The organism is Type-A symbiont of Plautia stali (assembly GCF_059731155.1).
In genome coordinates, this window is the sequence record NZ_AP035891.1 from 66,057 (window position 1) to 91,714 (window position 25,658).

A 25,658-nucleotide genomic window follows, 5' to 3' on the forward strand; every position below is an offset into this window, starting at 1 on the left:
CGAAGCATGGTTATCGGGATCGATTTAGGCACCTCCGGCGTTAAAGTGGCGCTGCTGGATGCGCACGGCCAGGTTCAGGCAACGGCCAGCGCGCCGCTGCAGGTGACGCGTCCGCAGCCGCTATGGAGTGAACAGGATCCCGAGAGCTGGTGGCAGGCCACCGATAGTGCCATGCAGGCGCTGGCACAGCAGCACGATTTACGCCACGTCAGCGCCATCGGCTTTAGCGGCCAGATGCACGGCGCGACGCTGCTGGATGCAGCACATCAGGTGCTGCGTCCGGCGATACTGTGGAACGATGGGTGCAGCAGCGCGCAGTGTCACGAGCTGGAGCAGCGCGTGCCGTCGTCGCGTCAGATTACCGGCAACCTGATGATGCCGGGTTTTACCGCGCCCAAATTGTTGTGGGTGCAGCAGCATGAACCGGCGATATTTGCGCAGGTAGCAAAAGTGCTGCTGCCCAAAGATTATCTGCGCTGGCGGATGAGCGGCGATTTCGCCACCGATATGTCAGATGCGGCGGGAACGATGTGGCTGGATGTGGCACACCGCGACTGGAGCAATGCAATGCTGGCGGCGTGCGGGCTGGACCGCAGCCACATGCCGCAGCTGTTTGAGGGCAACCAGATTACCGGCACGCTGCTGCCGGAAATTGCGGCGCGCTGGGGGATGGAGCCGGTGCCACTGGTAGCCGGCGGCGGCGACAATGCGGCTGGCGCCGTAGGCGTTGGCATGGTTGAGCCAGGGCAGGGCATGCTGTCGCTCGGCACCTCCGGCGTCTATTTTCTGGTGAGCGAAGGCTATCTCAGCAATCCGCAACGCGCCGTGCACAGTTTCTGTCATTCGCTGCCGCAGCGCTGGCATCTGATGTCGGTGATGCTGAGTGCCGCCGCCTGCATGGACTGGGCCGCTGCGCTGACCGGATGCAATGATGTGCCGCACCTGCTGGTTGAAGCTGAACGCGCCAGCGCGCAGGCCACGCCGGTGTGGTTTTTGCCTTATCTTTCCGGCGAGCGCACGCCGCACAATAATCCGCAGGCACAGGGGGCTTTCTTTGGCCTGACGCACCAGCACGGCCGGCCGGAACTGGCGCGCGCGGTGCTGGAAGGCGTGGGCTTTGCGCTGGCGGAAGGCATGGATGCGGTGCATGAGTGTGGCGTACTGCCCAACACGGTGATGCTGATTGGCGGCGGTGCGCGCAGCGCGTATTGGCGGCAGATGCTGGCGGACATCAGCGGACTGACGCTGGATTATTGTCACGGCGGCGAGGTGGGGCCGGCGCTCGGTGCCGCGCGTCTGGCGCAGCTGGCGGTGGATCCGGCCAGCGAATGGCCGGCAACGGCGTTAGTGCAGCGCCATCAGCCGGACGCCGCGCAGCATCAGACCTATCAGCCGCGCCGTGCGCGCTTTGCGCAGCTATACCAGCAGCTGTTGCCACTGATGTCCTGATTTGGCTATGCATCTTCGCCCATCGTCACCCCTTCATTGCCTGAGGAACCCACCATGCCGCAGCCCGTCTATTTTCTTGTCCTGCAGGGCATTATGGCGCTCGACCTTACCGGGCCGGCAGAGACGCTGCAGCTGGCGGGCGGACATTTTGCGCTGCACTACATCGGCCCGCAGGCGAGCGTCACCTGCTCGACCGGCATGACCATTGCTGATATTGCACCGCTGCCCGCCACGCTACCCGATAACAGTCTGCTGATTGTGCCCGGCGTGTTCGATTCCCGCATCTGGTTCGATACCGAGGCAGCCGGGCAGGCGCGCGACTGGCTGCGCCAGCAACGCAGCGCGATTCATACGCGGCGCATTACCCTCGTGTGTATTTGCTCCGGCGCGCTGCTCTCCGCGCAGGCTGGCTTGCTGGATGGCGTACAGTGCACCACGCACCATGACGTGTTGCCGCGCCTGAAAGCTGCCGCGCCGGCTGCGCTGGTGAAAGACAACCGCGTGTTTGTGGAAGATGCCGGGATCTGGACCAGCGCGGGAATTACTGCAGGTATCGATCTGGCGCTACACCTGATCAACCGTCTGTGCGGCGCGCGGCAGGCGCTAACGGTGGCGCGGGAGATGGTGGTGTGGTTCCGCCGCTCGGGTGACGATCCGCAACTGTCGTCATGGCTGCGTTATCGTAATCATCTGCATCCGGCGATTCATCGCGCGCAGGACGCGATGATTGCGCATCCGGAACATGACTGGTCGCTGGGCGCGCTGGCCGAACGTGCCCACGTCAGCGAGCGCCATCTAACGCGGCTGTTTCGCCAGCATCTGGGTATCAGCGTACGGGAATACCACGAGCAGCTGCGGCTGGTGATTGCGCGCCAGCGCCAGCAGCAGGGGGAAGCGGCGGAGAAAGCGGCGCTGGCCGCCGGGTTCTCCTCGGCACGCCAGCTGCGTCGCGCCCGGCAGCGCTGGGACGATCAGCTCACCAGATGATGCTTGTCCACGCGTTTCAGCAACATCGCCAGCAGCAGACTGCCCAGCAGGGTTACGCCAAAGACCCACGGCAGATCCATCCACGGCCGCGACATATCGTCGTAATGATGGGTACGCAGATAGTGAATGAACAGCGCATGGAAACCATAACATAAATTGACAGCGAATAGCGTGAAGTGGTCGCCAGCAGCGGCAGCGGCCGGTGGTTCAGCACATTTTTAAACAGCACCAGCAGGCTTATCGCCACGATAAACACCAGTGGGCCACAGTAAAGATACCAAGTGTCATTAAACGCGCCGTTAATCTTCAGCATCTGTCTGGTGCCTAGCGCGATACCGATGACGCAGGCGATAAAACTCAGCCCGGCCAGCCAGCTGATGCCGCGCCTGTCCGTATCCATCACGCCAATCGCCCGTCCAAGCAATGCCACATAGCGCGGCGGCACGTTTTTCACCTGAATCAGCGGTGACAGCAGGTAGATGCCGATAATGGCGAAGAAGAACCAAAGATGGTAGAACACCGGCTTCTGCAATAGCTTGAGCAGCGATCGACCTTCGCTGATCGGCGTCAGCCAGGTGATGTAGGCCAGCGCGACGGCGCTGTAGAACAGCAGGCACAGCACAATGCGCAGCAGATGGCGGCCCTGCGCGCTGCGTTCACCAAAGAACAGATAACCGGAAATCATGAAGAACAGCGGCACGCAGACGCGCGAAGCCGAGTTGAGCAGATTGGCGACGTCCCAGCCGGGACCGGTGACCGCCATCGGTCCGGTGATGTACCAAGTGGTGGTGTGAATGACGATCACCATCAGACAGGCGACCGCGCGTAAGTTATCAATCCAGCAGATTTTTTGCGACATGGCTTCCTCGTGCGTACTCCGTGCGAAGAAGGGTAGCCAGTGCACAGCGGGCCAACAACCCCGCAGCCTGGATTTCGGAGCTCTCTGTTAACCGCCGCACAACCGTACCCGCCTACGCCAGGATTTCCGGCTGCACAATGCGCGGTCAAAGGGTATACTGTCGCATTCTTTTTTAATCCACCCGTATCGCGTGCGAATTCAACATGCAAAAGTTTGATACCAAGACCTTTCAGGGCCTGATCCTGACCTTGCAGGATTACTGGGCGCGTCAGGGCTGCACCATCGTCCAACCGCTGGACATGGAAGTGGGCGCTGGCACTTCTCACCCTATGACTTGCCTGCGTGCTCTCGGGCCAGAGCCGATGGCGAGCGCCTACGTGCAGCCATCGCGCCGTCCCACCGATGGCCGCTACGGTGAAAACCCGAACCGTTTACAGCACTATTACCAGTTCCAGGTGGTGATTAAGCCGAACCCGGACAACCTTCAGGAGCTGTACCTCGGATCGCTGAAAGAGCTCGGTATCGACCCTGGCGTGCATGACATTCGCTTCGTCGAAGATAACTGGGAAAACCCAACGCTGGGCGCTTGGGGACTCGGCTGGGAAGTGTGGCTGAACGGCATGGAAGTCACGCAGTTCACCTACTTCCAGCAGGTAGGCGGCCTGGAGTGTAAGCCGGTGACCGGCGAGATCACTTACGGTCTGGAGCGCCTGGCGATGTACATCCAAGGCGTGGACAGCGTGTACGATCTCACCTGGAGCGACGGCGCGTTCGGCAAAACCACCTACGGTGACGTGTTCCACCAGAACGAAGTGGAGCAGTCGACCTATAACTTTGAGTACGCCGACGTCGATTTCCTGTTCAGCTGCTTCGAGCAGTATGAAAAAGAGGCACAGCAGTTGCTGGTGCTGGAAAAACCGCTGCCGGCCTATGAGCGCATTCTCAAAGCCGCGCACAGCTTCAACCTGCTTGATGCGCGCAAGGCGATCTCGGTAACCGAGCGCCAGCGCTATATCCTGCGTATCCGCACCCTGACGAAAGCCGTGGCGGAAGCCTATTATGCCTCCCGCGAGGCACTCGGCTTCCCTATGTGCAACCGTAATAAGTAAGAGGCAGCCATGACTGATAAAACTTTCCTAGTGGAAATTGGCACCGAAGAGTTGCCTCCGAAAGCCCTGCGCAGCCTAGCAGAAGCCTTTGCTGCGCACTTTACCGCTGAGCTCGATAGCGCCGGTCTGGCGCATGGCGACGTCAGCTGGTTTGCGGCACCGCGTCGTCTGGCGCTGAAGGTGGCACAGCTGGCGGCAGCGCAGCCCGATCGCGAAGTGGAAAAGCGCGGCCCGGCCGTCGCTGCGGCGTTTGATGCCGAAGGCAAGCCGACCAAAGCGGCAGAAGGCTGGGCACGTGGCAACGGCATCACCGTAGAGCAGGCTGAGCGTCTCAGCACTGACAAAGGCGAGTGGCTGGTGCATCGTACTGCGGTAAAAGGCGAAAGCGCGCAGGCGCTGCTGCCGGCGATGGTCGCGACCGCGCTGAGCAAGCTGCCGATTCCAAAACTGATGCGCTGGGGCGCCAGCGACGTGCAGTTCGTGCGTCCGGTGCACACCGTGACGCTGCTGCTGAGTGATGAGCTGATTCCGGCCACCATCCTCGGCATTCAGTCCGATCGCGTCATTCGCGGCCATCGCTTCATAGGCGAGCCGGAGTTGACGCTGGACAATGCCGATCAATATCCGCAGCTGCTGCAGGAGCGCGGTAAAGTGATCGCCGATTACGTCACGCGTAAAGCCAAAATCAAAGCCGATGCCGAAGCCGCCGCGCAGCAGCTGGGCGGTAAAGCCGACCTGAGCGATAGACTGCTGGAAGAGGTGGCTTCGCTGGTGGAGTGGCCGGTGGTGCTGACGGCGAAGTTTGAAGAGAAGTTCCTCGCGGTACCGGCTGAAGCGCTGGTGTACACCATGAAAGGGGATCAGAAATACTTCCCGGTTTACGCCGAAGACGGCCAGCTGCTGCCAAACTTCATCTTCGTCACCAACATTGAATCGCGCGATCCGCAGCAGATCATTTCCGGTAATGAAAAAGTGGTGCGTCCGCGTCTGGCCGATGCCGAGTTCTTCTTCAACACCGACCGCAAAAAGCGTCTGGAAGATAACCTGCCGCGTCTGGAAACCGTGCTGTTCCAGAAAGAGCTGGGTACGCTGCGTGACAAAACCGACCGTATTCAGGCGCTGGCCGGCTGGATTGCCGCGCAGATTGGCGCTGATGTCAATCACGCCACGCGCGCCGGCCTGCTGTCGAAGTGCGACCTGATGACCAATATGGTGTTCGAGTTCACCGACACCCAGGGTGTGATGGGCATGCACTACGCGCGCCACGATGGTGAAGCGGAAGATGTGGCGGTCGCACTTAACGAGCAGTACCAGCCGCGTTTCGCCGGTGACGATCTGCCGTCCAGCCCGGTGGCCTGCGCAGTGGCGATTGCCGATAAAATGGATACCCTGGCCGGTATCTTCGGCATTGGACAGCATCCGAAAGGCGATAAAGACCCGTTTGCGCTGCGTCGTGCCGCGCTGGGCGTGCTGCGTATCATCGTTGAGAAGAACCTGCCGCTCGATCTGCAAACCCTGACGGAAGAAGCGGTGCGCCTGTACGGCAGCAAGCTGAGCAACGCCAACGTGGTCGATGATGTCATCGACTTCATGCTGGGTCGTTTCCGCGCCTGGTATCAGGAAGAGGGCCACAGCGTTGACACCATTCAGGCGGTGCTGGCGCGTCGTCCAACCCGTCCGGCCGATTTCGATGCACGTATGAAGGCGGTTTCGCATTTCCGTACGCTGGAAGCGGCCTCGGCGCTGGCGGCGGCTAACAAGCGCGTGTCGAATATCCTGGCGAAAGCCACCGAAACCCTGAACGACAGCGTGCAGGCGTCCCTGCTGAAAGAGAACGCTGAAATTCAGCTGGCGACCTTTGTCACCGCGCTGGGCGACAAGCTGCAGCCGTACTTTGCGGAAGGCCGCTATCAGGATGCCCTAGTGGAACTGGCGCAGCTGCGCGAAGCGGTGGATAACTTCTTCGACAACGTCATGGTGAATGCCGATGACGAAGCCGTGCGTATCAATCGCCTGACGCTGCTGGCGCAACTGCGCGAGCTGTTCCTGCAGGTGGCGGACATTTCGCTGCTGCAGTAAGCGATGTGCAGAAGTGAACCGAAGGGACGAGCAATCGTCCCTTTTTTTTCACGCGGCAGAAGGGGTGAACAGGCGCGCGTCGCGCAGCAGGTGATCGTTACCGCGACGGCGAGTAAAGCCGCTGCGGTCAAAGAATTCCAGAATCTGCACCGCGACTTTGCGGCCGGTACCCAGCTGGTTGCGGAAGTCGGCGGCGCTGGTGCTGCCTCCGGCGGCCGCGCGCTGACGAATCAGATCGGCGAAGATCTGGATCTGCGCGCTGCGGTAGTAGCGATCGCCGTGATATGACCGAGACGCGCCGCGGTGAGCAATAAACGGCGAATCTGCTCTTCATCCTGCTGCAGCGCATCGGCAATATTGCGGACCCACAGCGGCTGGTCGCTGAACAGCGGCTCGACCTGCTGCCACAGCGTGGCTTCCTGCGGATTAAAGCGCGGCGCGAAGTCGGGCAGGTGCAGCCAGCCCTGTTTCTGCAGCAGCTCGCCTTGTGCCAGCATCTGGTCGATTAATCCCAGCACCAGCGGTGCCGGCGGATGCGGCACCGCCACACGGCGCAGGCTATCGTGGCCGATGCCCGGCAGCTCCGGGTGCTGCTGGTGGAAGGCGCTCAGCGCCTCCTGCAAACGCTGCTGCCAGGCGCTGGCCATTGTGTCGCTCATCAGGCTGGCACCCAGTCGCACCGGATCCAGCGGCAGTAGCAGCGCGTCCAGCGCCGGCGCAGTGAGCTGGCGCGCCCAGCCGAGCTCGTCATACGCGGCCGGTTCATACGCCAGATGCGCCTGCAGGCTGGCGCTGTCATCCCGCGCCGCGGCCAGCTGCTGTAGCCACTGCAGGTAGTCCGGCTGGCGTTTACCGCGCTTTTTGCTGTCGCACAGCAGTACGCGTCCGCCGCCCAGCGTGTGCTGCGCATTGCTGTCGCGGATAATTATCCGATCGTTTTCCGCCAGCCACAGCGGCTGGCTGAGCACCAGTTCAGCCACATCGTCCGTGAGCTGCGTTAAGCGTCCGGTTACGTGGCTGCGCCAGCAGCCAGTCGCCGCGCGTAATCTGTGCTTTCTCCACGTCACCGACGATATTCAGCGCGATGCGCTCGCCTGCCTGCGCGCGCGTCACCGGCTGGTTCTGCGCATGCAGCGCCCGCACGCGCAGCGGCAGGTTCAGGCTGCTGAGCCACAGCGTGTCGCTCACATTGACTTCACCGCTCAGCGCGGTGCCGGTGACCACCAGCCCGGTGCCTTTCAGCGTGAAAGCGCGGTCGATGGCGAGTCGGAAACGGCGGCCAGGCTCAAACGCCGGTGCGTTCAGGCTACTGAGGTGCTGGCGCAGCGTTTCAATGCCCTGCTGCGTATGGCTGCTGGTAACAAACTGCGCTGTTGCTGGCCAGCCGAGCTGCTGCGTTAGCTGCGCGACCTGCTGCTGCACCTCCGCGATGCGTGTGGCGTCGACGCGGTCAGCTTTGGTGAGCGCCACGCTCAGCGGCGGCTGTCCGGCGAGGCTCAGCAGTTGTAAATGCTCACGCGTCTGCGGCATCACGCCATCGTCACAGGCCACCAGCAGCAGCGCATGATGAATGCCGCCGATACCGGCCAGCATGTTGGCGAGAAATTTTTCATGGCTAGGCACATCAACGAAGCCCAGCGTGTGGCCATCCGGCTGCGGCCAGTAGGCATAACCGAGATCGATGGTCATGCCGCGCCGTTTCTCTTCCGGCAGGCGATCGGCATCAACATCGGTCAGGGCCTGCAACAGCGCAGTTTTACCGTGATCGACATGTCCGGCCGTGGCAATAATCATGGTACTAAGGTCCGTATCAGGGCGGCTTCGTCATCAAGGCAGCGTAAATCCAGCCACAGTTTGCCCCTCCTGCAGGCGGCCAATCACCGGGCGTGCCAGCTGGCGCCAGCGCTGCGCCAGTGCGTTGAGCTGGCTGCCGTGACCGTCGCGCGGCGTAAAGGTGATGGCAAAGCTGTGCAGACGTTCGACCGGCAGCGAACCGCTGCCAATTTGCGAGGAACAGGCGGCGATCGCCAGCGAAAAATCGGCGCTGAAGGCGTGCTCCAGCGCCGGCATCAGACGTTCGGCCTGTTGCAGAATATCGTGCGCGCTGCGCGTCAGCAGGCACAGTGTCGCCAGCGCGTAAAGCCGAGCAGGGCTGTCGTGGTTCCTGCCATACCGCCAGCACAGATCTTGAAGAATTTTCTTCGGCTGACGTTCATGGGTAATCCTTGAGTCGACATTGCTGTAATATTTTTTTTGCGCTGGATGGAGCCGGGGTTCAGAATGGCTCCACGCAGGATTGCGTCAAAAGCGACCTGATATTACCACTACTTTAATGTGGTTGTTATGCGAGACGAAAGAAGTGAAAGCGAAACAGCAAAAAAGTAACTAGAATGTGAATGAGATCGCAGGACTGAGCCAGACCACCGTATGGCAGCGCCACGCGATTACCGAAGCGGAAAGCGACTGGCTGGCGCAGGAAGTGCCGGTTGCGCTGGTCTACAACGGCATTTCACACGTGGTGATGATGGCGACGCCGGATAATCTGCAGGCTTTTGCGCTCGGTTTTTCGCTCTCCGAAGGCATTATTGAGCAACCCGGCGAGATCTATGGCATGGATGTGGTGCCGGGCTGCAATGGGTTCGAAGTGCAGATCGAACTCTCCAGCCGACGTTTTATGGCGCTGAAGGCGCAGCGTCGCGCCATGGCGGGCCGCACCGGTTGCGGCGTATGCGGGATGGAGAAGCTGGATCAAATCGGCAAGCCATTGCAGCCGCTGCCGTTTACGCAGACCTTCGATCTGGCCTGCCTCGATAACGGGCTGGCACAGCTGCGCGATTTCCAGCCCATCGGCAATCTGACCGGCTGTACGCACGCCGCCGCGTGGATGTCGCCGCAGGGCGAACTGCAGGGCGGCTGCGAAGACGTGGGTCGCCACGTGGCGCTGGATAAGCTGCTTGGCCAGCGCAGCCAGCAGCACTGGCAGCAGGGCGCGGTGCTGGTTTCCAGCCGCGCCAGCTATGAGATGGTGCAAAAATCTGCCATGTGTGGCGTAGAGATTCTGTTTGCCGTCTCGGCTGCCACCCAGCTGGCCGTTGAGGTGGCCGAGCGCTGTAACCTGACGCTGGTCGGTTTTTCTAAACCGGGACGCGCCACGGTGTACAGCCATCCGCAGCGTCTGATCAACGGTTGATGAGCGATACATGCCGGGAATCTCACCGTTCGCGGCGTGCGGCGTACAGGGATGTGTCAGGCAATCTTTTATTACGCTACGCTTTTTCTGGTTAGCCTGCTAAATAATATGCATGCAATAGTTTTTAATGTGACATTCTTTTCGATAGGAATGAAGATGTTGATGCGCTATCATTAACGTCTCAATCAATAATAATATATCCATTATGGCTTTAATTAAAAAGCTGCGGCAGCTGAATCGCAGGCGTAATTATTTAAAGAAAGAGATTAAATATTCTCTTGATCTTTATTTTGCAGCAAGGAAATGGAAAAAGTCTTCAGGCCATAAACAGAATAGACAGGATATTAAATCCATTCTGCTGGTTCGCAATGAATGGTAAAATAGGCGATGCTATCGTTTCTACGTGTTTTCTCAGAACGCTGTTTGAAGCCGGGTATGGTGTAGATATTCTGGCAGTAAAGGAGAATGAGAGCCTTTTCCGACATAACCCGTATATCCAAAAGATCTATCTTTCGGAAAGTTTTAGTGATTGTCATCAGCGCGATAAATATGACACCGCCATCGGGAGTGATGTCGTTACCCTCTCTGAGAGACAATGCTTACGATTTATTGATCGATACGGCTATCTGGCAAACCGCTCTGTATATGCCCAAAATGATTGCTGATATCAATCCTAAAATGACGCTGGGTTTCAACAAACCTGGCTGGCTTAAACCCTACGATATCAACATTCAGTTCGATCACATTAATAACCACGTTAAAAATATCTATCGTGCGGTTCTTGACTATCTTAAGGTTGAGACGGTTGATGGACTAAATTATGAAATATTTTATCCTGAGCGAATTGATGCCGAAATTCATCAGTCCGGCATGTTTTCCGCTGATGAGCACAATATTTTAATCAATATTTATGCCAGTCATGCCGATCGTGACCTCTCTGAGCAGCAGCTGAATGAACTAATCGGGGCGATTGTCAGGCACAATGCGGCCACCAATATCGTGGTGCTCGATCACAAAGGCGCGCTGGAGCAGGCGTCGCTGCACCCCGCGAAGTTATACCGCGTTCCCTCGCTGTATCACGCTTTCGCTGCGGTTAAGAAAAGTGATTGCGTGATTACTCCCGATACCGCCGTGGTGCATATCTCGGCGGCTTATAACAAAGCACTGGTTGGCATTTATCAGGACTCATTGAAAAATAATCAGCTGTGGTCGTCTGGCTACAGTAACGGCCATCAGATATTTTCTGATGAGTTTGTTTTTAAAAATGACGGACGGCTGGTTGAGAAAATAAGCTAAAAAATCCAGACGCTGGTTCAGCCATAATCGATGATGTCACCGTGCCGTCAGTACGGTGACCGTGCATCGGGCAGTTCCTTACACCACCTGCACCGCTAACGCCTGCTGCAGAGCGCTGAGCGCACCGGGCTTTGCCGCGCCGCCGTCGCAAATCAACAGATCGATATCGCCGATAGGGGCGTACTGGGTACGGCTGATCACGCCGAGTTTACTGTGATCCGCCAGCAGCAGGGTGCGGCTGGCCTGCTGTACCATGGCGTGCGCGATGGCGCTTCATGCGGATGGAAGCTGCTGGCGCCGTTTCGGGCATCGATGCCGACCGGTGACAGCAGCGCCACGTCGGCGCGATATCGATAAATTTCCCCCACCGTCATTTCTCCCCGCGTCTGCTGCGCGCCGGCCATCATCATGCCGCCCAGCAGCAGCACTTGGTTATTCAGGGTTTCATGCTCTTCGGCCGCGCTGAGCGCCAGTGCCGCCTGCAGACTGTTAGTGATGATGGTCAGGCCGGACATAGTGCGCAGCTCTTCAGCCAGCAGCGTGGTGGTGGTGCCGGCATCGAGGAACAGCGTCTGGCCGGGTTGCAGATGTTGTACCGCCGCGGCGGCAATCGCGCGTTTCTCTCTGGCCTGTGCGTTACGGCGCACCTGCAGCGGCGGCTCCGGCGGGCTCTCCAGCGCAACCAGACCGCCATATACGCGGCGCGCCAGCCCCTGTGCCTCAAGCGAAATGATATCGCGCCGTGCCGTTTCCCGTGAAATACCCAGCTCTTTGATGATGCGTTCAGTGCTGAGCTGATGTTGCGTGCTCAGCAGCGCGCGGATGCGATGTAAACGGGTTTCCTGCAGCATGACGTTTCCCTGTGGGAGAGCGAAGCTGGGCCTAAGCTTACCTGAGTGTCATCGTGGCGTCATGTGTATTTAGTTGTATTTGTGTATTTGGTTGCATTTTCACTGAAGCAGGCATGATGTTCGCAGAGATCAGGCTGCAAACACCCCTTTCACCTTCGCAACGGGAGTTACCATGGTTACACGTTCCACCATCATGGATACCAACAGTTTTCGCGCCGAACACGCCGACGCGCTGGATCCGGCCACCCACACTCTGACGGACAAGCGTAGCAAAGTGCTGGGCGAATCGTATCGTCTGTTTTATCGCAAGCCGGTGCATCTGGTGCGCGGCGAAGGGCAGTATTTATGGGATGCGGCGGGTAATAAATATCTGGATGTGTACAACAATGTGGCGAGTATCGGCCACTGCCATCCGGCGGTAATTGAGGCGGTGAATCAGCAGATGAAGATGCTGAACACGCACACGCATCTGCACGAGCGCATTCTTGATTACAGCGAAGCGTTGCTGGCGACCACGCCAGAAGCCATCGACCGCGCCATGTATATGTGTACCGGCTCAGAAGCCAACGATTTGGCGATTCGCGTGGCGCGCGCCTGGAGCGGTGGCACCGGTATTATTATCTCGCAGGAGGCGTACCACGGTACCAGTGATTTGACCTCTGGCGCGTCACCGGCACTCGGCAGTGGTCAGCCGCTGGCAGCGACCACCCGCCTGGTGCCACCGCCGGATGCTTATCGCGTCGATGCGCCCGACCTCGGGGCATGGTTCGCCGACCAGATTCAACAGCAGATTGATGACATGAAAGCGCACGGCATTAAATTCGCCGGTTTCCTCGCCGATTCGATCTTCTCCTCCGACGGCGTGCTGCCTAATCCGCGGGGTTTCCTGCAGCAAACGGTGGATGTGGTGCATGCTAACGGCGGAATTTTTATCGCCGATGAAGTGCAGCCTGGCTTTGCCCGCACCGGCGATGCCTTCTGGGGCTTTACCCGTCACGGCGTGGTGCCGGATGTGGTCACCACCGGTAAGCCGATGGGCAACGGTATTCCGGTTTCCGGCCTGCTGGCGAAAAGCGACGTGCTGGCAGCGTTCAGCGATGAGATCCCTTATTTCAATACCTTCGGCGGCAACCCGGTGGCGATGGCCGCTGCGCAGGCGGTACTGACGGTGATTCAGGAAGAGGGGCTGCAGGAGCATAGCCGCGTGGTCGGCGCGCAGCTGCTGGCGGAGCTGCAGAAGCTGATGGATCGCCATGACTGCATTGGTGATGTGCGCGGTGCCGGGCTGTTTATTGGGTTTGAGCTGGTGCAGGATCGCACCAGTAAGACGCCGGACAAAGCGCTGGCGCTGGATTTGATCGAGAAGCTGCGCGATCACCATGTGCTGACGTCGGTGGCCGGGCCGTACGGCAACGTGCTGAAACTGCGTCCGCCGCTGGCGTTCCAGAGCGGTGATATCGACTGACTGGTGGGAGCGCTGGATAAGTCGCTGACAGAGCTGGGGCGTTAATTATTCAGATATCCAGGTCGCCATGAATGGCAACCCGACAGCATAATGTGCCAGATGCGCGTTGATGCGCATCTGGCAGGGCGTGAAAGGACATCACGCCGCTGCAGTTTCCTGCGCAAAAATCTGCTCCATCTTTTGCCACGCCTGCGCTACATCATCGTCGAGATTGAACAGGCCGGAGGTGCCGACAATAAACACGTCGACGCCCGAGGCGGCAATCTGCTTAAAGGTGCGCGCATTGCACGACCCATCGATCTCGGTCAGATAGTGATAACCGTGCGATTCCCGCATGGCGATCAGCTGGCGAATCTTGTTCAGCGTTTCCGGAATGAATGTCTGCCCGGCGAAACCGGGATCGACTGACATCACCGTCACTTTATCCAGCAGATGCGCATATTCACGAATGCTGTCGGCTGGCGTAGCCGGATTCAGCACCACGCCGCAGCGACGGCCGGCCTCTTTAATTTGCGTCAGCAGGCGAAAATTTTTGTTATTCGCCGTCTCCGGATGGAAACGGATAATATCCGCGCCGGCGTCAATGCACATCGGAATAATATCTTCCGGGTGGTTCACCATTAAATGCACATCAATGGGTACATCGGTAATTTTACGCAGGTTCTCAATAAAGAACGGCGACAGCGTAATATTCTTAACATAGCTGCCATCCATAATATCGACATGATAGAATGAGGCGCTGGCGTTCATCGCTTCGATCTGCTCGCGGAAGCGGGTCAAATCCATGCACATCAGGGACGGTGAAAAGCGGGCGTTCATGCTGATTTCCTCATTACGCAGACAGCGCCCGCAGGCGCTGTCTGTGACATCAATGGAAGAACGAAATAATATGGCCGAGCACAATGCCGACGATACCGAAGTCCGTATCACCAAAGGTGGTGGACGCGAAGCCAAGGTCACCCATCAGCGGCAGCAGAATGGCGGGCAGGAAGGAGATCAGCAGACCCTGGACAAAGGAACCGATGATGGCACCGCGCCGTCCGCCGGTGATGTTGCCGTAGACGCCAGCGGTCGCGCCGCAGAAGAAGTGCGGCACTAGGCCCGGCACAATCACGCTCAGACCGAACAGCGGGCACAGGAACATGCTGATCAGCCCGGCGGCGAAGCTGCACAGGAAGCCGATGATCACGGCGTTCGGCGCGAACGGGAAGACCGTCGGGCAATCCAGCGCCGGTTTAGCGTTTGGCACCAGTTTATCGGCGATGCCTTTGAACGCCGGGACGATCTCCGCAATCACCATGCGTACACCGGCAAGAATGATGTAAACACCCACAGCAAAGGTGATCGACTGGATAATGGCAAAGACGATGAAGTTCTGGCCGCCACTCACCTAGGCTGTGTCCCTTAATCACCTGAGATATAGTAACTACCTGTTTCCACAACACATTGAACTATGGCTCGCTACGACCTTCCCGATGAAGCATGGACTATCATCCAGCCCTTATTACCTGCTGAACCAGCAACACCACGGGCCGGACGTCCATGGGCTGAACATCGTATGATCATCAACGGCATGTTCTGGGTGCTGTGTTCAGGCGCACCATGGCGCTATTTGCCTGAGCGATATGGCCCATGGAAGACCGTTTATAACCGTTTTAATCGATGGTCTAAATCGGGAGTGATTAACATTATTTTCAACAGGTTACTTTCTTCTGCCCCGCCGCCGCACCGGTCGCCAGCAGCGTATGACGCGATTCTGAATCGCGCACGCGAAACAGATTCAGGCACATACCGCCGATGTTGCCGCCAATCTGCACTGTGGGTCCTTCGCGTCCCAGCACCATGCCAGATCCCAGCGCGCCCATGCCGCCGATAAATTTAACCGGCAGCACGCGCCACCAGCGCACCGGGTGCAGCTCTTCCAGCGCGCCCTCAATTTCCGGAATGCCCGAGCCCCCGCCTCCGGCGCGAAGCGCCGCACCAGAAAATAGCCGATGCCGCCCAGCAGCGCCGAAATAAAAAACGCGCTCAGCAACGCCATAGCCAGGTTATCCGCACGCTCCGTCAGCCAACCGATCCGCAGGTGGAGAATAAAATTGACCGCGCGATCGAAAGCCACACCCGCCAGCCCGGTGAGAATACCGACCAGCGCGGCCGCAGCAGCAATGCCAGCGGGGTTTTATCGCGTCGCAGCAGTTTTTGCAGCAGCATAAAGCGCCCGCCGCGCATCGCGTTGGCAGGCTCGGTGGCATCAGGTAAGGCAGACATCGTCATCCTCAATTACAACAGTTGAGCGCATCGGCTGCGCCGGAAAGAGTTTGGGCTTAGCATAACCAAAATTGCCTGATCGGTAACTCAATCATTCGCAACATAATTTTACCTCAGGCCGCGCGATGTGGCGTGGGCGCCAGGCTGGGTTGCGATCGGGCGCAACAAACCGGTCAGAAAATCCGCAATGCGGTGCAGGCTTGCTGCAGCACGCTCACAGAATTTTGCGCGGTGGATTGACGCGCCGACGACAAATCACCATGATCGCGCCAGGATTAGTCACCCCGGAGCCAGAAGGTGTCGGAACTCAGTAATGCTTTGCTTGAAGAGATTGTCACGGACGTACGCCCCCTCACCCGTCAGGGCAAAGTGGCAGATTATATCCCGGCGCTGGCCGGCGTGGATGCCGATCAACTGGGCATCGCCATTGCCACCGCCGATGGACGCAGCTATCAGGCCGGCGATGCGGGCACGCGCTTTTCAATCCAGTCCATCTCCAAAGTCCTGTCGCTTAGCGTCGCGCTGACGCTGTACGAGGACGCCGAGATCTGGCAGCGCGTGGGCAAAGAGCCATCCGGCCAGGCATTCAATTCGCTGGTGCAGCTTGAACTGGAACAGGGAAAGCCGCGCAATCCATTCATTAATGCCGGCGCGCTGGTGATGTGCGATTTGCTGGAAAGCCGGCTCACCGCGCCGCGTCAGCGCATGCTGGAGTTTGTGCGTCGTCTGGCACAGCAGCCGGACATTCAGTATGACCGTGCGGTCGCGCGTTCAGAATATGAGCACTCGGCGCGTAACGCCGCCATTGCCTGGCTGATGAAGTCGTTTGGCAACTTTCATAACGACGTCAGTAAAGTAATGGAAACCTACTTTCACTACTGCTCGCTGGCGATGAGCTGCAGCGAACTGGCGCGCACGTTTCTCTATCTAGCCAATCACGGCCGCACGCTGAATGATGAGTGGGCGGTGATCTCTGCACGCCAGGCGCGGCAGGTTAACGCATTGATGATGACCAGCGGCATGTACGACGGCGCCGGTGAGTTTGCCTGGCGCGTGGGCATGCCGGCTAAATCCGGCGTAGGCGGCGGAATTGTCGCAGTGATTCCCGGTGAGATGAGTATTGCCGTCTGGTCACCGGCGCTGGATCATTCCGGTAACTCGCTGGCCGGCACCGCCATGCTGGAAAAAATCACGGAGCGGCTGGGGCGATCGATATTTTGATGCGGGTTAGTGAGCGCTAAAGAATGAGCGTAATGCGCGGGCAGGATCGTCAATGCCCGCTTCACCTGTGGTAGCCATAACGGTCAGCTCAACTAACTCTGGCCGATCATGCACCTTTACACCGTTGCGCTTCAGAAACAGCATGGTGACGTTGAGAGAAGTCCGTTTATTAGCGTCAGCAAAAATGTGACCACGAGAAATAGCAACCCAATAGGTTACAGCGAGCTCGTATACATCCTGCACACCTTCATAAAACTGCCGATTAATGACTCGGGTAACGATGGCTTCCGCACGGCCCGGATCCTGCATTCCCGTAACACCGGCATAACGTCTCAACACATAATCGTGAAGGGCAATGACTTCATCGGCTGAAACATGATTCATCTATCGGCCAGCGCCTGATTTGAGGCATCAAACTCCCCGATCAGTTCGGCAAACTCTGCATCAAGCGCAGCTTTACGATAAGCATCGAAATGCGCTTTGCTAATGACGACGGCAGAATCGCCGCTGCGACGTGTGATTTCCACGGCTTCGCCCGCAATAGCCTGGTCAAGCACCTGAGAAAAATGCTCACGCGCGCTGGTATAGGTGAATTTATTCATAACGGCCTCCGACTTGTACAGGTCAATAGTACAGGTTCCACACCGTTGCAACAACAACAGAAAACACCGTTGATTGTAGCACATCGTTGCTGGCAGCCAGATCTCGCTGTACAGCTTAGAGTGTTTCTCTAATGTACTCATCAGGTTGCAATTAAGTTAACAAACGCACCACGTTAAGTGACCCTTTTCAAAAGGTGCGAATTTTGTCGCTACCAGCCTCACTTTTATTAACCCTTGTGCGGCAATCGCGTTACACTTTTGCCTCATTTGTTGAAGCACTCAGTATTTGCCATGACGTTTTCCTATCACTTTCGCCAGCGCCTGACCGCCTGCGTCGCCATTGTGGCAGTGCTGCTACTGTTCGTCGCGCCGATTGTGTCGAAAACGCTGCTGGAGCGGCAAACGCGCATTGCCCCCGTGCCGTCGCATAGCCATACATCTGCCATGCCAATGCACCATCACGATATGCCGATGGAGATGGCGATGCCGGGCATGATGCATCACAACATGGACGACGGCGAATTTGCCTGCGGCTATTGTGATTTGCTGGTGCATGTTCCGCTGATGATGTGGGTGTTTATCCCGTTCATCTGGCTGATGCTGGTGATCTCGCGCGCCCCACCGCTGCCGCTGCTGGTGGCACCCCGGCCGCGCCGCTTCAGCGGAACACATCGTCCGCGCGCGCCACCGGCTTTTCTTTCCTGCTGAATCTCATTAATCGGCACAACGCCTGGGCTGTGCCCTGACATTCTCTTATCGGAAGGAAGACGGCTTTGTCTGCTGTTCACTCTGCAGCACCGCGCGGCGCGGTGCTTAATCTGCTACGCCGCTTACATTTTTATATTGGCCTGTTTGTCGCGCCGTTCATCTTCGTGGCGGCGCTCAGCGGCACGCTCTATGTGCTGACGCCGCAGCTGGAAAATCTGATCTACGCCGATGCGCTCACCGCGCAGCCGCAGGGCAATGCGCAACCGCTCTCGGCGCAGATCGCCGCGGCACGCGCCTATGCGGGAGAAAATCAGCACATTTATGCGGTTCGACCCGCGCCCGCCGCGCGCGATACCACGCGCGTACAGTTCAGCGATGCCACACTCGGTCCGTCGCAGTCGCGCGCGGTGTTTATCGATCCCTACAGCCTCAAAGTGACCGGCGATATGACGGTATACGGCACCAGTGGCGTGTTGCCGCTGCGCACCACGCTCGATCTGCTGCACAGCAGTCTGTTACTCGGCGACTTTGGTCGCAACTACAGCGAACTGGCGGCGAGCTGGCTGTGGGTGGCCGCGCTGGGCGGCGTGCTGCTGTGGCTGGGCACGCGGCCAAAACGCCGGCTGAAAACCGTACGAAAGGGGTTTGCCTTTACCCGGCACTGGCACATCACGCTAGGGCTGACGCTGCTGCTCGGGCTGCTGTTCTTCTCCGTTACCGGCCTCACCTGGTCACAATGGGCAGGTAGCAATATCGATAAGATGCGCACCGAACTTAACTGGCTGACGCCACAGGTGAATACTGCGCTCAGCGGTGATGCCCCCGCCGCGCCGGCCGATCCCCACGCCGATCACCGCAGTATGCCGGACATGGACATGACCAGCATGCAGATGTCGTCGATGGCGAAACCGGCGGCGCAGCCGGCGAAGTCACTGCCGGCAAATGCCGCCGACGACGACTGGGATCGCGTGCTGGCGGCGGCGCGTCAGGATGGCATCCGCGCGGCTAAAGTCGAGCTGCGCCAGCCGAAAAGCGAGGGTAAAGCCTGGACGGTTAGTGAGATTGATCGCAGCTGGCCCACGCAGGTGGATGCGGTGTCCGTGAATCCACACAGCTTCGCGATTGTCGATCACGTCTGGTTTGATCGCTTCCCGCTGGTGGCAAAACTGACGCGCTGGGGCGTCGATGCGCACATGGGCGTGCTGTTTGGCTGGCCTAATCAGCTGCTGCTGGCGCTGTTTGGCCTGGGTTTGTGCAGCATGATTGTGCTGGGTTATCGCATGTGGTGGCTGCGCCGCCCGGCTCTGGATCAGGCCAGCCCGGCGCAAACCCTGAGCGCAAGCTGGCTGGCGCTGCCGCACTATGCCAAAGGTGTCTGCCTGATGCTGGCGCTGGCGCTCGATTATGCCCTGCCGGTGATGGGCGTCAGCCTGCTGGCCTTCGTGCTGGTGGACGTACTGCGCTGGCGCAGACAACAGCGGGCGCCGATGAGCGAAGCGGAAATCCTCGCCGCGCAGCAGTCGCCGCTCGGTATCGTGCGAGCGCGCTTCATGGTGAAACGCAAGGAGATGCGTTACTACCTGCGTGGGCTGTTTATTCTGGCGCTGATTGTCGGTACGGTGATGAGTAATGCTATTATCGGCGGCGTGATCGATCAATACGGTATCCCGTTCAGCCACTGGACGCTAACCATGTATCTGACGCAGGGCTTTATGATCGCGCTTTACACCACGGTGTTCACCGCGCTGATGTCGATTCCGCTGTGGTATTTTTTCCTCGGCGAAAAGGATGATTCGCAGGGATAAGGCGTAAAAAACGGCGGATAATTCCCTATCCGCCGTTTTGCCTGACCAGTGTCAGCGTATTATCCGCCTCAAATTCCGACTCAGAAATCGGCCTTCAGCACCACGCCGTAATTGGCTTTACCGGCGCGTACGTGATCCAGCGCTTCATTGATTTTTGACATCGGGAACTCTTCCACCTGCGGTGCCACATCGGCGCGTGACGCCAGACGCATCAGTTTACGCAGCTGGCCCGGTGAACAGGTAGAAGAACCCGTTACCGCGCGATCGCCCAGAATCAGGCTGAACGCCGGCACCTCAAACGGCTTCATCACCGCGCCCACGGTGTGGAACTTACCGTGCGGAGCCAGCGCCTGGCGATCGCGGCTGTTGACGACGCGATCGGCGCCCATGGCTTTGATGGATTCGGTTTTGCTGGCATTCGAGCTGAACGCCGTGACTTCGGCACCCATGGCGCGCAGCAGCTTGATCGCCATGTGGCCGAGGCCGCCAATACCGATGACGCCCACGCGGCTGGTAGCCGTTACATGGTGCATCAGCAGCGGTTTAAACACGGTCATCCCCCCGCACAGCAGCGGACCGGCAGAGGTGATGTCCATGGATTCAGGCAGCGGAATTACCTACTGCCAGTCGGCGTGCAGATAGCTGGCGAAACCGCCTTTGTTCATGATGGTGGGTACTGAACCGTTCTCACAGTTGACCTGCTCGCCGTTGATGCAGGCATCACAGTGCTGGCAGCTTTTCGCGGTCCAGCCGATACCCACGCGCTGGCCGACCTTCAAACCTTTATCCTGCGCCGCATCGCCGAGGGCGCTGATGCGACCAATCACTTCGTGACCGGCAATTACCGGATAAGAGGAAATGCCCCACTCGTTATCAATCATCGACAAATTAGAATGGCACACACCGCAGTAATCGACCTCAACGAGCACTTCTTCCGCCGCCAGCGGACCGGTTTCGTACTCGTACGGTACCAGCGCATCACCGGCGTTGTATACAGCATAACTTTTGATTTTCATTACTGTCCTCTGTTTCAGCGTTGTTAACCCAGGAAGTCTAGCAGAGCGTATTGCATGATTATGATTAAATTTCAGCCAATTAGGGCCTGTTAAGCGCTACGGGGAACGAAAAGCATTTCGCGTTAAAGCGAATCGTGACTGGGCGGACTGCGGAAAGCGTGGCGCGCCTCTTCAATCAGCTGGCTGGCGGACTGCGGAAAGCGTGGCGCGCCTCTTCAATCAGCTGGCTGGCGGTGACGGTGGGCGGCAAACGCGTCAGCACTTTGCTGGCCTGCCAGTAACACAGCACCATCTCCTCGTTGGTTTCGTTCTCCGCCATTTCCCTTAAGCGCCTGCGCAGGCTTAGCACGTCCAGCGTTTGCTGTTCATCGACCATCTCAGCGATGGTTTGGTTGATGACCTGATGAATGATTTTCCAGGAAAGATCGGCAAACACGTTAAACCTCGTGACGTAGTAACGGGCTCCAGGCAAATGAGGAAAAGGTGCACGCCCAGCGGCACGCAAAATAATCCAACTGGGATAACTATAGCCGCTTATTTAACCAGCAGACGGCTGGCCGCCTGCGTTTGCGGTAGCTCGCGGATCGGTAAATGAATTTTTTTCTCTCAGCGCGCGTTGAAATGGCATTAAAACCCGGCGCTGGCGCGCGACCGCAGGATTTCGCAACAGATTTTACCTTGCGCTAAAACGGAGAATTCAGATAATCGCTATCTACTCATTTATTAGCGAAAAGGAATCTCCGCGTGAAGACGCTTACCCTACTGTTACTGACTGCCGCCGGCGGATTGAGTTTACAGGCGCAGGCCGCCCTGGATATCCGCGTGACTTATGCCGGTTCGATGGGAAAAGTGATGGAACAGGCACTGGGCCCGGCATTTGCACAACAGCATGACGGTAAGTATGAAGGTCAGGGCCAAGGGGCTTACGGCATGGCGCGCCTGCTGGCGAGCAAAAAAATCACCGCTGACGTGTTCGTGTCTATTACTCCCGGACCGATGCAGATCCTGAAAGACGCCGGGCTGATCGACAGCGCAGTACCGGTAGCCAGCACCAGCATGGTGATCGCCTACAACCCAAAAGGGCCGTTTGCGCCGCAGTTTGCCGCAGCCAAAGGCAACGATGGTCGCTGGCTTCAGCTGCTGGCAGCGCCGGGTCTGAAATTTGGCCGGACCGATCCGGTAAACGATCCAAAAGGCCAGAACATTATTTTCACCCTGCTACTGGCGCAGAAGTATTACCGGCAGCCCGGCATCACTGACAACATTCTCGGCGGTTACCAGAATCCAGCGCAAACCCATCTGGAAGGTGGCTTGCTGACGCGGCTCGAGAGCGGTCAGGTGGATGCGACTGCAGGCTATGAAAGCGAAGTGATCTCTGCCCATCTGCCTTACATTGCGCTGCCCGATGAAATCAACCTCAGCAATCCGGCGATGGCGACAAAGTGGTACGACACAGTCGGTTTTAGTGTCAAAGACAGCCAGGGTAAAGATAAAGTGCTGCACACCCAGCCGCTGGTCTATTACGCGGCGGTGCTCAGGAACGTGCCGCACGGTACTGCCGCTGGCAAAGCCTTTGTAGATTTCATGCTGAGTCAGTCAGGACAGGCGCTGTTTAAACAGCATGGCTACGCCGCACCGAAGGGCGATGGGCTTTATACCCCATGACAGTCCGCCATGCTACCGCGCTGTGGCTATCGCTGCCCGCCCTGGTGCTGCTGGCCGTGCCGTTTGTCACCCTGACGGGTGTCACACACTGGCAACACCTGCGGCTGGCGTGGGTGCGGGTGATGGGCGAATTCGGCATTGTGATGATTTTCGCCTGGTTTCCCCACGGAATGCCGGCGCAGTTGTACAACAATCTGCAAAACGATGGAGTGGATGCGGTGTATGTACTGTTGTGGCTGTTACTGCTGTTTACCCTGCCGGTGCCGCTGCTGTGTGCGCTGACTTCCCGGCGCGCGCTTTCCGGCAACACGGCGCGGCATTAGAGGCTGGCGCGCTGCTCACTCTCACGCATCGCCAGCTGGACCGTCTCCAGCAGCAGTTCAATCTCCAGCGGCCGGGTGAAAAAGGCAAAGGCGCCCTGAGCAAACAAGCGCCGGCAGGCCTCCAGCGTGTCGTGCCCGGTCATGATGATCACCGGCAGCAGCGGATGGCGTGCACCCTGCCGGGCCAGCCAGCTCAGGCCGCTGCTCTCTAGATGTCGCATGTCAAGCAGCAGACAGCCGCATACGGATTGCTGACCGGCGGCGGCGGTTTCGAACGATGCCAGGTCGGCAAAGTCGGCGACCTCGTAGTCCACGGTTCGCAGCAGAAATCCCAGCGACTCGCGCACGAATACATCATCATCCACTAACCACACTTTCGCGCCCATTGCGTACTCCGCCTGTAGAAAAATGAGGAAAATTTCGGCCCTCTCTGTCGCGCGGTGACGCAACAACAGCCAGACCTGACGGTAGCTGGTTATCGATGGACGTGAAGTGCGCGACAACGTGCACCTTCCCTGCGCCGATAAAAAAGCCCTCCGTTGAGGGAGTGCGATTTTTCCATAATTTGGCTTAGAACACCATTGGCACAAATCTGGTTAGCTGTTGCGCTGCAGGTGGCTGCTGACAAAAGCGCGACAGCGCGCCGAGATCGGTTCGCTTAACACCTGCTGCGGCGATCCGGACTCTTCGATTTTGCCCTGATGCAGAAACACCGCTTTGTTTGATACATCGCGCGCAAACCCCATTTCGTGGGTGACGATAATCATGGTGCGCCCCTCTTCCGCTAGGCTGCGGATGACGCGCAGCACTTCGCCCTCAGCAACGGCCTCCTGATGACTGCGCTTTTGCACATGGATCGGCGCCTCAATAATGTTCTGCAGCACGGTTTTGTGCGGCCACAGATTGAAGCCCTGAAACACAAAACCGAGCTGCATGCGCATCAGCTTGATGCGGCGGCGCTGTTCACGGCTCAGCTTTTCGTCCGCGTTATCGAGGGTGACCACTTCATCGCCCACGGCAATCTCACCGGCCTGTGGCACTTCAAGAAACGGGATGCAGCGCAACAGCGTACTTTTACCGGAACCACTGGCGCCGATCAGCGAAATAACGTCGCCATCCTGCGCCGTCAGGCTGATGTCATGCAGCACTTCATGCCCGCTATAACTTTTTCTGAGATGGCTCAGGGCAATAGTGGGTTTGTTCATTAACGTGCTCCAGCTTGATAAGGGGACAAACGGCGCTCCAGCAGCGCCACCGCTTTGCTCACCAGCACGGTCCGCAGCAGATAGATAATCGCCGCGCTGATAAATACCTCCAGCGCGGAAGGTTTCTGACACGATGGAGTCGGCGATGCCGGTCATCTCCATCAGGCTGATAGTGCTTACCAGCGACGTGGATTTGATCATCGAGATGATCTCATTGCTGTAGGCCGGCAGCGCCTGTCGCACCGCCAGCGGCAGCGTGATGTGCCGCAGCGTGGTGAAGCGCGACATGCCGCACACTTTCGCCGCTTCCAGTGACTGCACGCTAACCGCATTCAGTCCGCCGCGCAGGATCTCAGCGGTGTAGGCAGCGTCGTTCAGAATCAGCGCAATTAACCCGCACCAGTAGGGCTCACGCAGCAGCGGCCACAGCACGCTTTCGCGCACCGCCGGCAGGCTGCCGAGGCCATAGTAAATCATGAAGATTTGAATCAGCAGCGGCGTACCGCGGAACAGCCAGACATAAAAACGCGTAACGTAGCTGCCGAGGCGATGCTGACGCAGCAGATTCAGCAGCAGCGCCAGTAACCCGCCGCCCAGCAGTGACAATACCGCTAGGTTGAGCGTCAGCGGCAGTCCGCGCAGCAGCGCCGCCAGCGTGTGCTGTAAAAAGGTGAAATCCATCGTGGCTCCTTACAACCGCGCGCGTTGTTGCCCGCGTATGGCCACTTTTTCCACATAGCGGAACAAGAAATCTGAACAGGTGGTGATAATCAGGTAAATTACCGCGCCTACGCTGTAGAAGAAAAACGGCATCTGGGTGGAATTTGACGCGGTGGAAATCTGGTTCATGGTTTCCACCAGCCCGGTCACCGATACCAGCGCCGACTCCTTAATCACCGATTGCCACTGATTACCCATGCCCGGCAGCGCGGTGCGGTGCGCAGCGCCTGCGGCACAATCATGCGGCGGAACAGCATAAAACGCCCCATACCGGTGACCGTAGCGGCTTCCAGCGTGCCGGCGGGAATCGCGGAAAACGCGCCGCGAAATACGCTGCTCTGATAAGCGCCGGAAATCAGTCCGATAGCGATCGCGCCAGCAACGAAGCCGTTAACGTCAAACGGTCCCTGCAGGCCGATAGCTTCACCGATAAACCCCACCACCGGCCTGCCACCAAAGTAGAACAGGTAGATCACCAGTAGCTCCGGCACGCCGCGAAACAGCGTGATGTAACTGCTGGCAAGGCGCTGCTACCAGCGGCCGCCACTAATCTGCATCCAGCACAGCAGGCTGCCGAGCATCGCGCCCAGCAGCCACGCACACAGCGAGACCGTTACCGTGACGGCGTCCAGCAGCACGCCGCCCCAGCCTTCGTCACCAAAATCTAACAGTTGCCAGTCAATAGTCATAAGCGCTCAGCATTATTCCGCAGGCGCGACGTTCTCGCCGAACCATTTCTCTGACAGTTGCTTCAGCGTGCCGTCTTTGATCATCGACACCAGCGCCTGATCCAGCGCGGCTTTCAGCTCCGGATTGTTTTTACGAATGGCAATCGCCGAG

18 protein-coding genes and 12 pseudogenes are annotated in these 25,658 nt (G+C 58.4%); 13 read left to right on the forward strand and 17 right to left on the reverse strand.

Annotated elements, in window-relative coordinates; genetic code table 11:
• The first annotated feature begins 6 nt into the window (after positions 1-6).
• The gene (gene xylB / locus AC6I8M_RS00375; protein WP_058948672.1) at positions 7-1,449 is read left to right on the forward strand and encodes a xylulokinase; all 1,443 of its coding nucleotides are present in this window, start codon (positions 7-9) and stop codon (positions 1,447-1,449) included.
• A 54-nt stretch (positions 1,450-1,503) separates the two neighbouring features.
• The gene (locus AC6I8M_RS00380; RefSeq protein WP_010617866.1) at positions 1,504-2,436 is read left to right on the forward strand and encodes a GlxA family transcriptional regulator; all 933 of its coding nucleotides are present in this window, start codon (positions 1,504-1,506) and stop codon (positions 2,434-2,436) included.
• Here AC6I8M_RS00380 and AC6I8M_RS00385 read toward each other — a convergent pair.
• Positions 2,421-3,295: pseudogene (locus AC6I8M_RS00385) on the reverse strand (acyltransferase). The gene AC6I8M_RS00380 and the pseudogene AC6I8M_RS00385 overlap by 16 nt on opposite strands.
• Positions 3,296-3,498: 203 nt before the next feature.
• On the opposite strand from AC6I8M_RS00385, the gene glyQ reads away from it, so the two are divergent.
• Positions 3,499-4,404 (forward strand): glycine--tRNA ligase subunit alpha, encoded by a 906-nt coding sequence (gene glyQ / locus AC6I8M_RS00390; protein ID WP_010617868.1) that lies wholly within the window; start codon positions 3,499-3,501, stop codon positions 4,402-4,404.
• Positions 4,405-4,413: 9 nt separating this feature from the next.
• Positions 4,414-6,483 (forward strand): glycine--tRNA ligase subunit beta, encoded by a 2,070-nt coding sequence (glyS, locus tag AC6I8M_RS00395; RefSeq protein ID WP_010617869.1) that lies wholly within the window; start codon positions 4,414-4,416, stop codon positions 6,481-6,483.
• Between the two features lie 48 nt (positions 6,484-6,531).
• On the opposite strand, the pseudogene selB reads toward glyS, so the two are convergent.
• The 3 pseudogenes from selB to AC6I8M_RS00410 form a co-directional block, all read right to left on the reverse strand.
• A pseudogene (gene selB, locus AC6I8M_RS00400) lies at positions 6,532-8,277 on the reverse strand (selenocysteine-specific translation elongation factor).
• A pseudogene (locus AC6I8M_RS00405) lies at positions 8,274-8,619 on the reverse strand (L-seryl-tRNA(Sec) selenium transferase); the annotation flags it as partial. The pseudogenes AC6I8M_RS00405 and selB, both read right to left, overlap by 4 nt.
• Before the next feature lie 2 nt (positions 8,620-8,621).
• Positions 8,622-8,699, reverse strand: a pseudogene (locus tag AC6I8M_RS00410) (hypothetical protein); the annotation flags it as partial.
• 176 nt (positions 8,700-8,875) lie between these two features.
• Between AC6I8M_RS00410 and fdhD the strand changes: the two are divergent.
• Positions 8,876-9,673: a formate dehydrogenase accessory sulfurtransferase FdhD gene (gene fdhD, locus AC6I8M_RS00415; protein ID WP_010618506.1), complete on the forward strand. Its 798-nt coding sequence runs from the start codon at positions 8,876-8,878 to the stop codon at positions 9,671-9,673.
• Between the two features lie 525 nt (positions 9,674-10,198).
• Complete coding sequence (locus tag AC6I8M_RS00420) at positions 10,199-10,969, forward strand: glycosyltransferase family 9 protein (RefSeq protein WP_195910845.1); 771 nt, start codon at positions 10,199-10,201, stop codon at positions 10,967-10,969.
• Between the two features lie 78 nt (positions 10,970-11,047).
• On the opposite strand, the pseudogene AC6I8M_RS00425 reads toward AC6I8M_RS00420, so the two are convergent.
• A pseudogene (locus tag AC6I8M_RS00425) lies at positions 11,048-11,820 on the reverse strand (DeoR/GlpR family DNA-binding transcription regulator).
• 172 nt (positions 11,821-11,992) lie between these two features.
• On the opposite strand from AC6I8M_RS00425, the gene AC6I8M_RS00430 reads away from it, so the two are divergent.
• Positions 11,993-13,285 carry an aspartate aminotransferase family protein gene (locus AC6I8M_RS00430; protein WP_498013615.1) on the forward strand — a complete coding sequence of 431 codons (1,293 nt, stop codon included), beginning with the start codon at positions 11,993-11,995 and terminating at the stop codon, positions 13,283-13,285.
• Between the two features lie 138 nt (positions 13,286-13,423).
• Here the strand turns inward: AC6I8M_RS00430 and alsE are convergent, their stop codons facing one another.
• Together alsE and AC6I8M_RS00440 are read right to left on the reverse strand one after the other, a co-directional pair.
• On the reverse strand, positions 13,424-14,104 hold the full coding sequence (gene alsE / locus AC6I8M_RS00435; RefSeq protein ID WP_498013616.1) for a D-allulose 6-phosphate 3-epimerase: 681 nt from the start codon (positions 14,102-14,104) through the stop codon (positions 13,424-13,426).
• A gap of 49 nt (positions 14,105-14,153) precedes the next feature.
• A pseudogene (locus tag AC6I8M_RS00440) lies at positions 14,154-14,675 on the reverse strand (PTS transporter subunit IIC); the annotation flags it as partial.
• A gap of 63 nt (positions 14,676-14,738) precedes the next feature.
• Between AC6I8M_RS00440 and AC6I8M_RS00445 the strand changes: the two are divergent.
• Positions 14,739-15,014, forward strand: a pseudogene (locus AC6I8M_RS00445) (IS5 family transposase); the annotation flags it as partial.
• Here the strand turns inward: AC6I8M_RS00445 and AC6I8M_RS00450 are convergent.
• Positions 15,001-15,514: pseudogene (locus tag AC6I8M_RS00450) on the reverse strand (chloride channel protein); the annotation flags it as partial. The pseudogenes AC6I8M_RS00445 and AC6I8M_RS00450 sit on opposite strands and share 14 nt — an antisense overlap.
• Before the next feature lie 336 nt (positions 15,515-15,850).
• Here AC6I8M_RS00450 and glsB point away from each other — a divergent pair.
• On the forward strand, positions 15,851-16,774 hold the full coding sequence (gene glsB / locus AC6I8M_RS00455; RefSeq protein ID WP_058948667.1) for a glutaminase B: 924 nt from the start codon (positions 15,851-15,853) through the stop codon (positions 16,772-16,774).
• Positions 16,775-16,780: 6 nt separating this feature from the next.
• On the opposite strand, the gene AC6I8M_RS00460 is transcribed toward glsB, so the two are convergent.
• Together AC6I8M_RS00460 and AC6I8M_RS00465 are read right to left on the reverse strand one after the other, a co-directional pair.
• Positions 16,781-17,158 carry a type II toxin-antitoxin system death-on-curing family toxin gene (locus AC6I8M_RS00460; protein WP_022548343.1) on the reverse strand — a complete coding sequence of 126 codons (378 nt, stop codon included), beginning with the start codon at positions 17,156-17,158 and terminating at the stop codon, positions 16,781-16,783.
• The gene (locus AC6I8M_RS00465; RefSeq protein WP_022548344.1) at positions 17,155-17,376 is read right to left on the reverse strand and encodes a type II toxin-antitoxin system prevent-host-death family antitoxin; all 222 of its coding nucleotides are present in this window, start codon (positions 17,374-17,376) and stop codon (positions 17,155-17,157) included. The genes AC6I8M_RS00460 and AC6I8M_RS00465 overlap by 4 nt, the downstream gene beginning before the upstream one ends.
• Before the next feature lie 291 nt (positions 17,377-17,667).
• On the opposite strand from AC6I8M_RS00465, the gene AC6I8M_RS00470 reads away from it, so the two are divergent.
• The gene (locus tag AC6I8M_RS00470; protein ID WP_022548345.1) at positions 17,668-18,084 is read left to right on the forward strand and encodes a DUF2946 domain-containing protein; all 417 of its coding nucleotides are present in this window, start codon (positions 17,668-17,670) and stop codon (positions 18,082-18,084) included.
• A 65-nt stretch (positions 18,085-18,149) separates the two neighbouring features.
• On the forward strand, positions 18,150-19,889 hold the full coding sequence (locus AC6I8M_RS00475; protein WP_498013617.1) for a DUF2534 family protein: 1,740 nt from the start codon (positions 18,150-18,152) through the stop codon (positions 19,887-19,889).
• A gap of 80 nt (positions 19,890-19,969) precedes the next feature.
• Here the strand turns inward: AC6I8M_RS00475 and AC6I8M_RS00480 are convergent.
• Together AC6I8M_RS00480 and AC6I8M_RS00485 are read right to left on the reverse strand one after the other, a co-directional pair.
• A pseudogene (locus AC6I8M_RS00480) lies at positions 19,970-20,905 on the reverse strand (NAD(P)-dependent alcohol dehydrogenase).
• Between the two features lie 175 nt (positions 20,906-21,080).
• Positions 21,081-21,341 carry a hypothetical protein gene (locus AC6I8M_RS00485; protein WP_498013618.1) on the reverse strand — a complete coding sequence of 87 codons (261 nt, stop codon included), beginning with the start codon at positions 21,339-21,341 and terminating at the stop codon, positions 21,081-21,083.
• Positions 21,342-21,649: 308 nt separating this feature from the next.
• On the opposite strand from AC6I8M_RS00485, the gene AC6I8M_RS00490 reads away from it, so the two are divergent.
• Together AC6I8M_RS00490 and AC6I8M_RS00495 are read left to right on the forward strand one after the other, a co-directional pair.
• Positions 21,650-22,570 carry an extracellular solute-binding protein gene (locus AC6I8M_RS00490; protein WP_010616679.1) on the forward strand — a complete coding sequence of 307 codons (921 nt, stop codon included), beginning with the start codon at positions 21,650-21,652 and terminating at the stop codon, positions 22,568-22,570.
• A gap of 104 nt (positions 22,571-22,674) precedes the next feature.
• Positions 22,675-22,893, forward strand: a pseudogene (locus tag AC6I8M_RS00495) (sulfate ABC transporter permease); the annotation flags it as partial.
• On the opposite strand, the gene AC6I8M_RS00500 reads toward AC6I8M_RS00495, so the two are convergent.
• From AC6I8M_RS00500 to AC6I8M_RS00520, 5 genes and pseudogenes are all read right to left on the reverse strand, one after another.
• Entirely contained in the window at positions 22,890-23,279 is a 390-nt protein-coding gene (locus tag AC6I8M_RS00500) for a response regulator transcription factor (RefSeq protein WP_010616681.1), read from the reverse strand. The pseudogene AC6I8M_RS00495 and the gene AC6I8M_RS00500 sit on opposite strands and share 4 nt — an antisense overlap.
• Before the next feature lie 210 nt (positions 23,280-23,489).
• Positions 23,490-24,098, reverse strand: coding sequence for an ATP-binding cassette domain-containing protein (locus tag AC6I8M_RS00505; RefSeq protein WP_058948668.1), 609 nt, complete (start codon positions 24,096-24,098; stop codon positions 23,490-23,492).
• A pseudogene (locus AC6I8M_RS00510) lies at positions 24,098-24,779 on the reverse strand (ABC transporter permease). Before AC6I8M_RS00510 ends, AC6I8M_RS00505 begins: the two are co-directional and overlap by 1 nt.
• Positions 24,780-24,788: 9 nt before the next feature.
• Positions 24,789-25,507: pseudogene (locus AC6I8M_RS00515) on the reverse strand (ABC transporter permease).
• A gap of 12 nt (positions 25,508-25,519) precedes the next feature.
• Complete coding sequence (locus AC6I8M_RS00520) at positions 25,520-25,651, reverse strand: transporter substrate-binding domain-containing protein (protein WP_498013843.1); 132 nt, start codon at positions 25,649-25,651, stop codon at positions 25,520-25,522.
• Between the last annotated feature and the right edge of the window lie 7 nt (positions 25,652-25,658).

Coding starts and splice junctions, on each gene's coding strand:
- xylB (WP_058948672.1), top strand. CDS start 7: ATGGTTATCGGGATCGATTTAGGCACCTCCGGCGTTAAAGTGGCGCTG.
- AC6I8M_RS00380 (WP_010617866.1), top strand. CDS start 1,504: ATGCCGCAGCCCGTCTATTTTCTTGTCCTGCAGGGCATTATGGCGCTC.
- glyQ (WP_010617868.1), top strand. CDS start 3,499: ATGCAAAAGTTTGATACCAAGACCTTTCAGGGCCTGATCCTGACCTTG.
- glyS (WP_010617869.1), top strand. CDS start 4,414: ATGACTGATAAAACTTTCCTAGTGGAAATTGGCACCGAAGAGTTGCCT.
- AC6I8M_RS00430 (WP_498013615.1), top strand. CDS start 11,993: ATGGTTACACGTTCCACCATCATGGATACCAACAGTTTTCGCGCCGAA.
- alsE (WP_498013616.1), bottom strand. CDS start 14,104: ATGAACGCCCGCTTTTCACCGTCCCTGATGTGCATGGATTTGACCCGC.
- AC6I8M_RS00460 (WP_022548343.1), bottom strand. CDS start 17,158: ATGAATCATGTTTCAGCCGATGAAGTCATTGCCCTTCACGATTATGTG.
- AC6I8M_RS00465 (WP_022548344.1), bottom strand. CDS start 17,376: ATGAATAAATTCACCTATACCAGCGCGCGTGAGCATTTTTCTCAGGTG.
- AC6I8M_RS00470 (WP_022548345.1), top strand. CDS start 17,668: ATGACGTTTTCCTATCACTTTCGCCAGCGCCTGACCGCCTGCGTCGCC.
- AC6I8M_RS00500 (WP_010616681.1), bottom strand. CDS start 23,279: ATGGGCGCGAAAGTGTGGTTAGTGGATGATGATGTATTCGTGCGCGAG.
- AC6I8M_RS00505 (WP_058948668.1), bottom strand. CDS start 24,098: ATGAACAAACCCACTATTGCCCTGAGCCATCTCAGAAAAAGTTATAGC.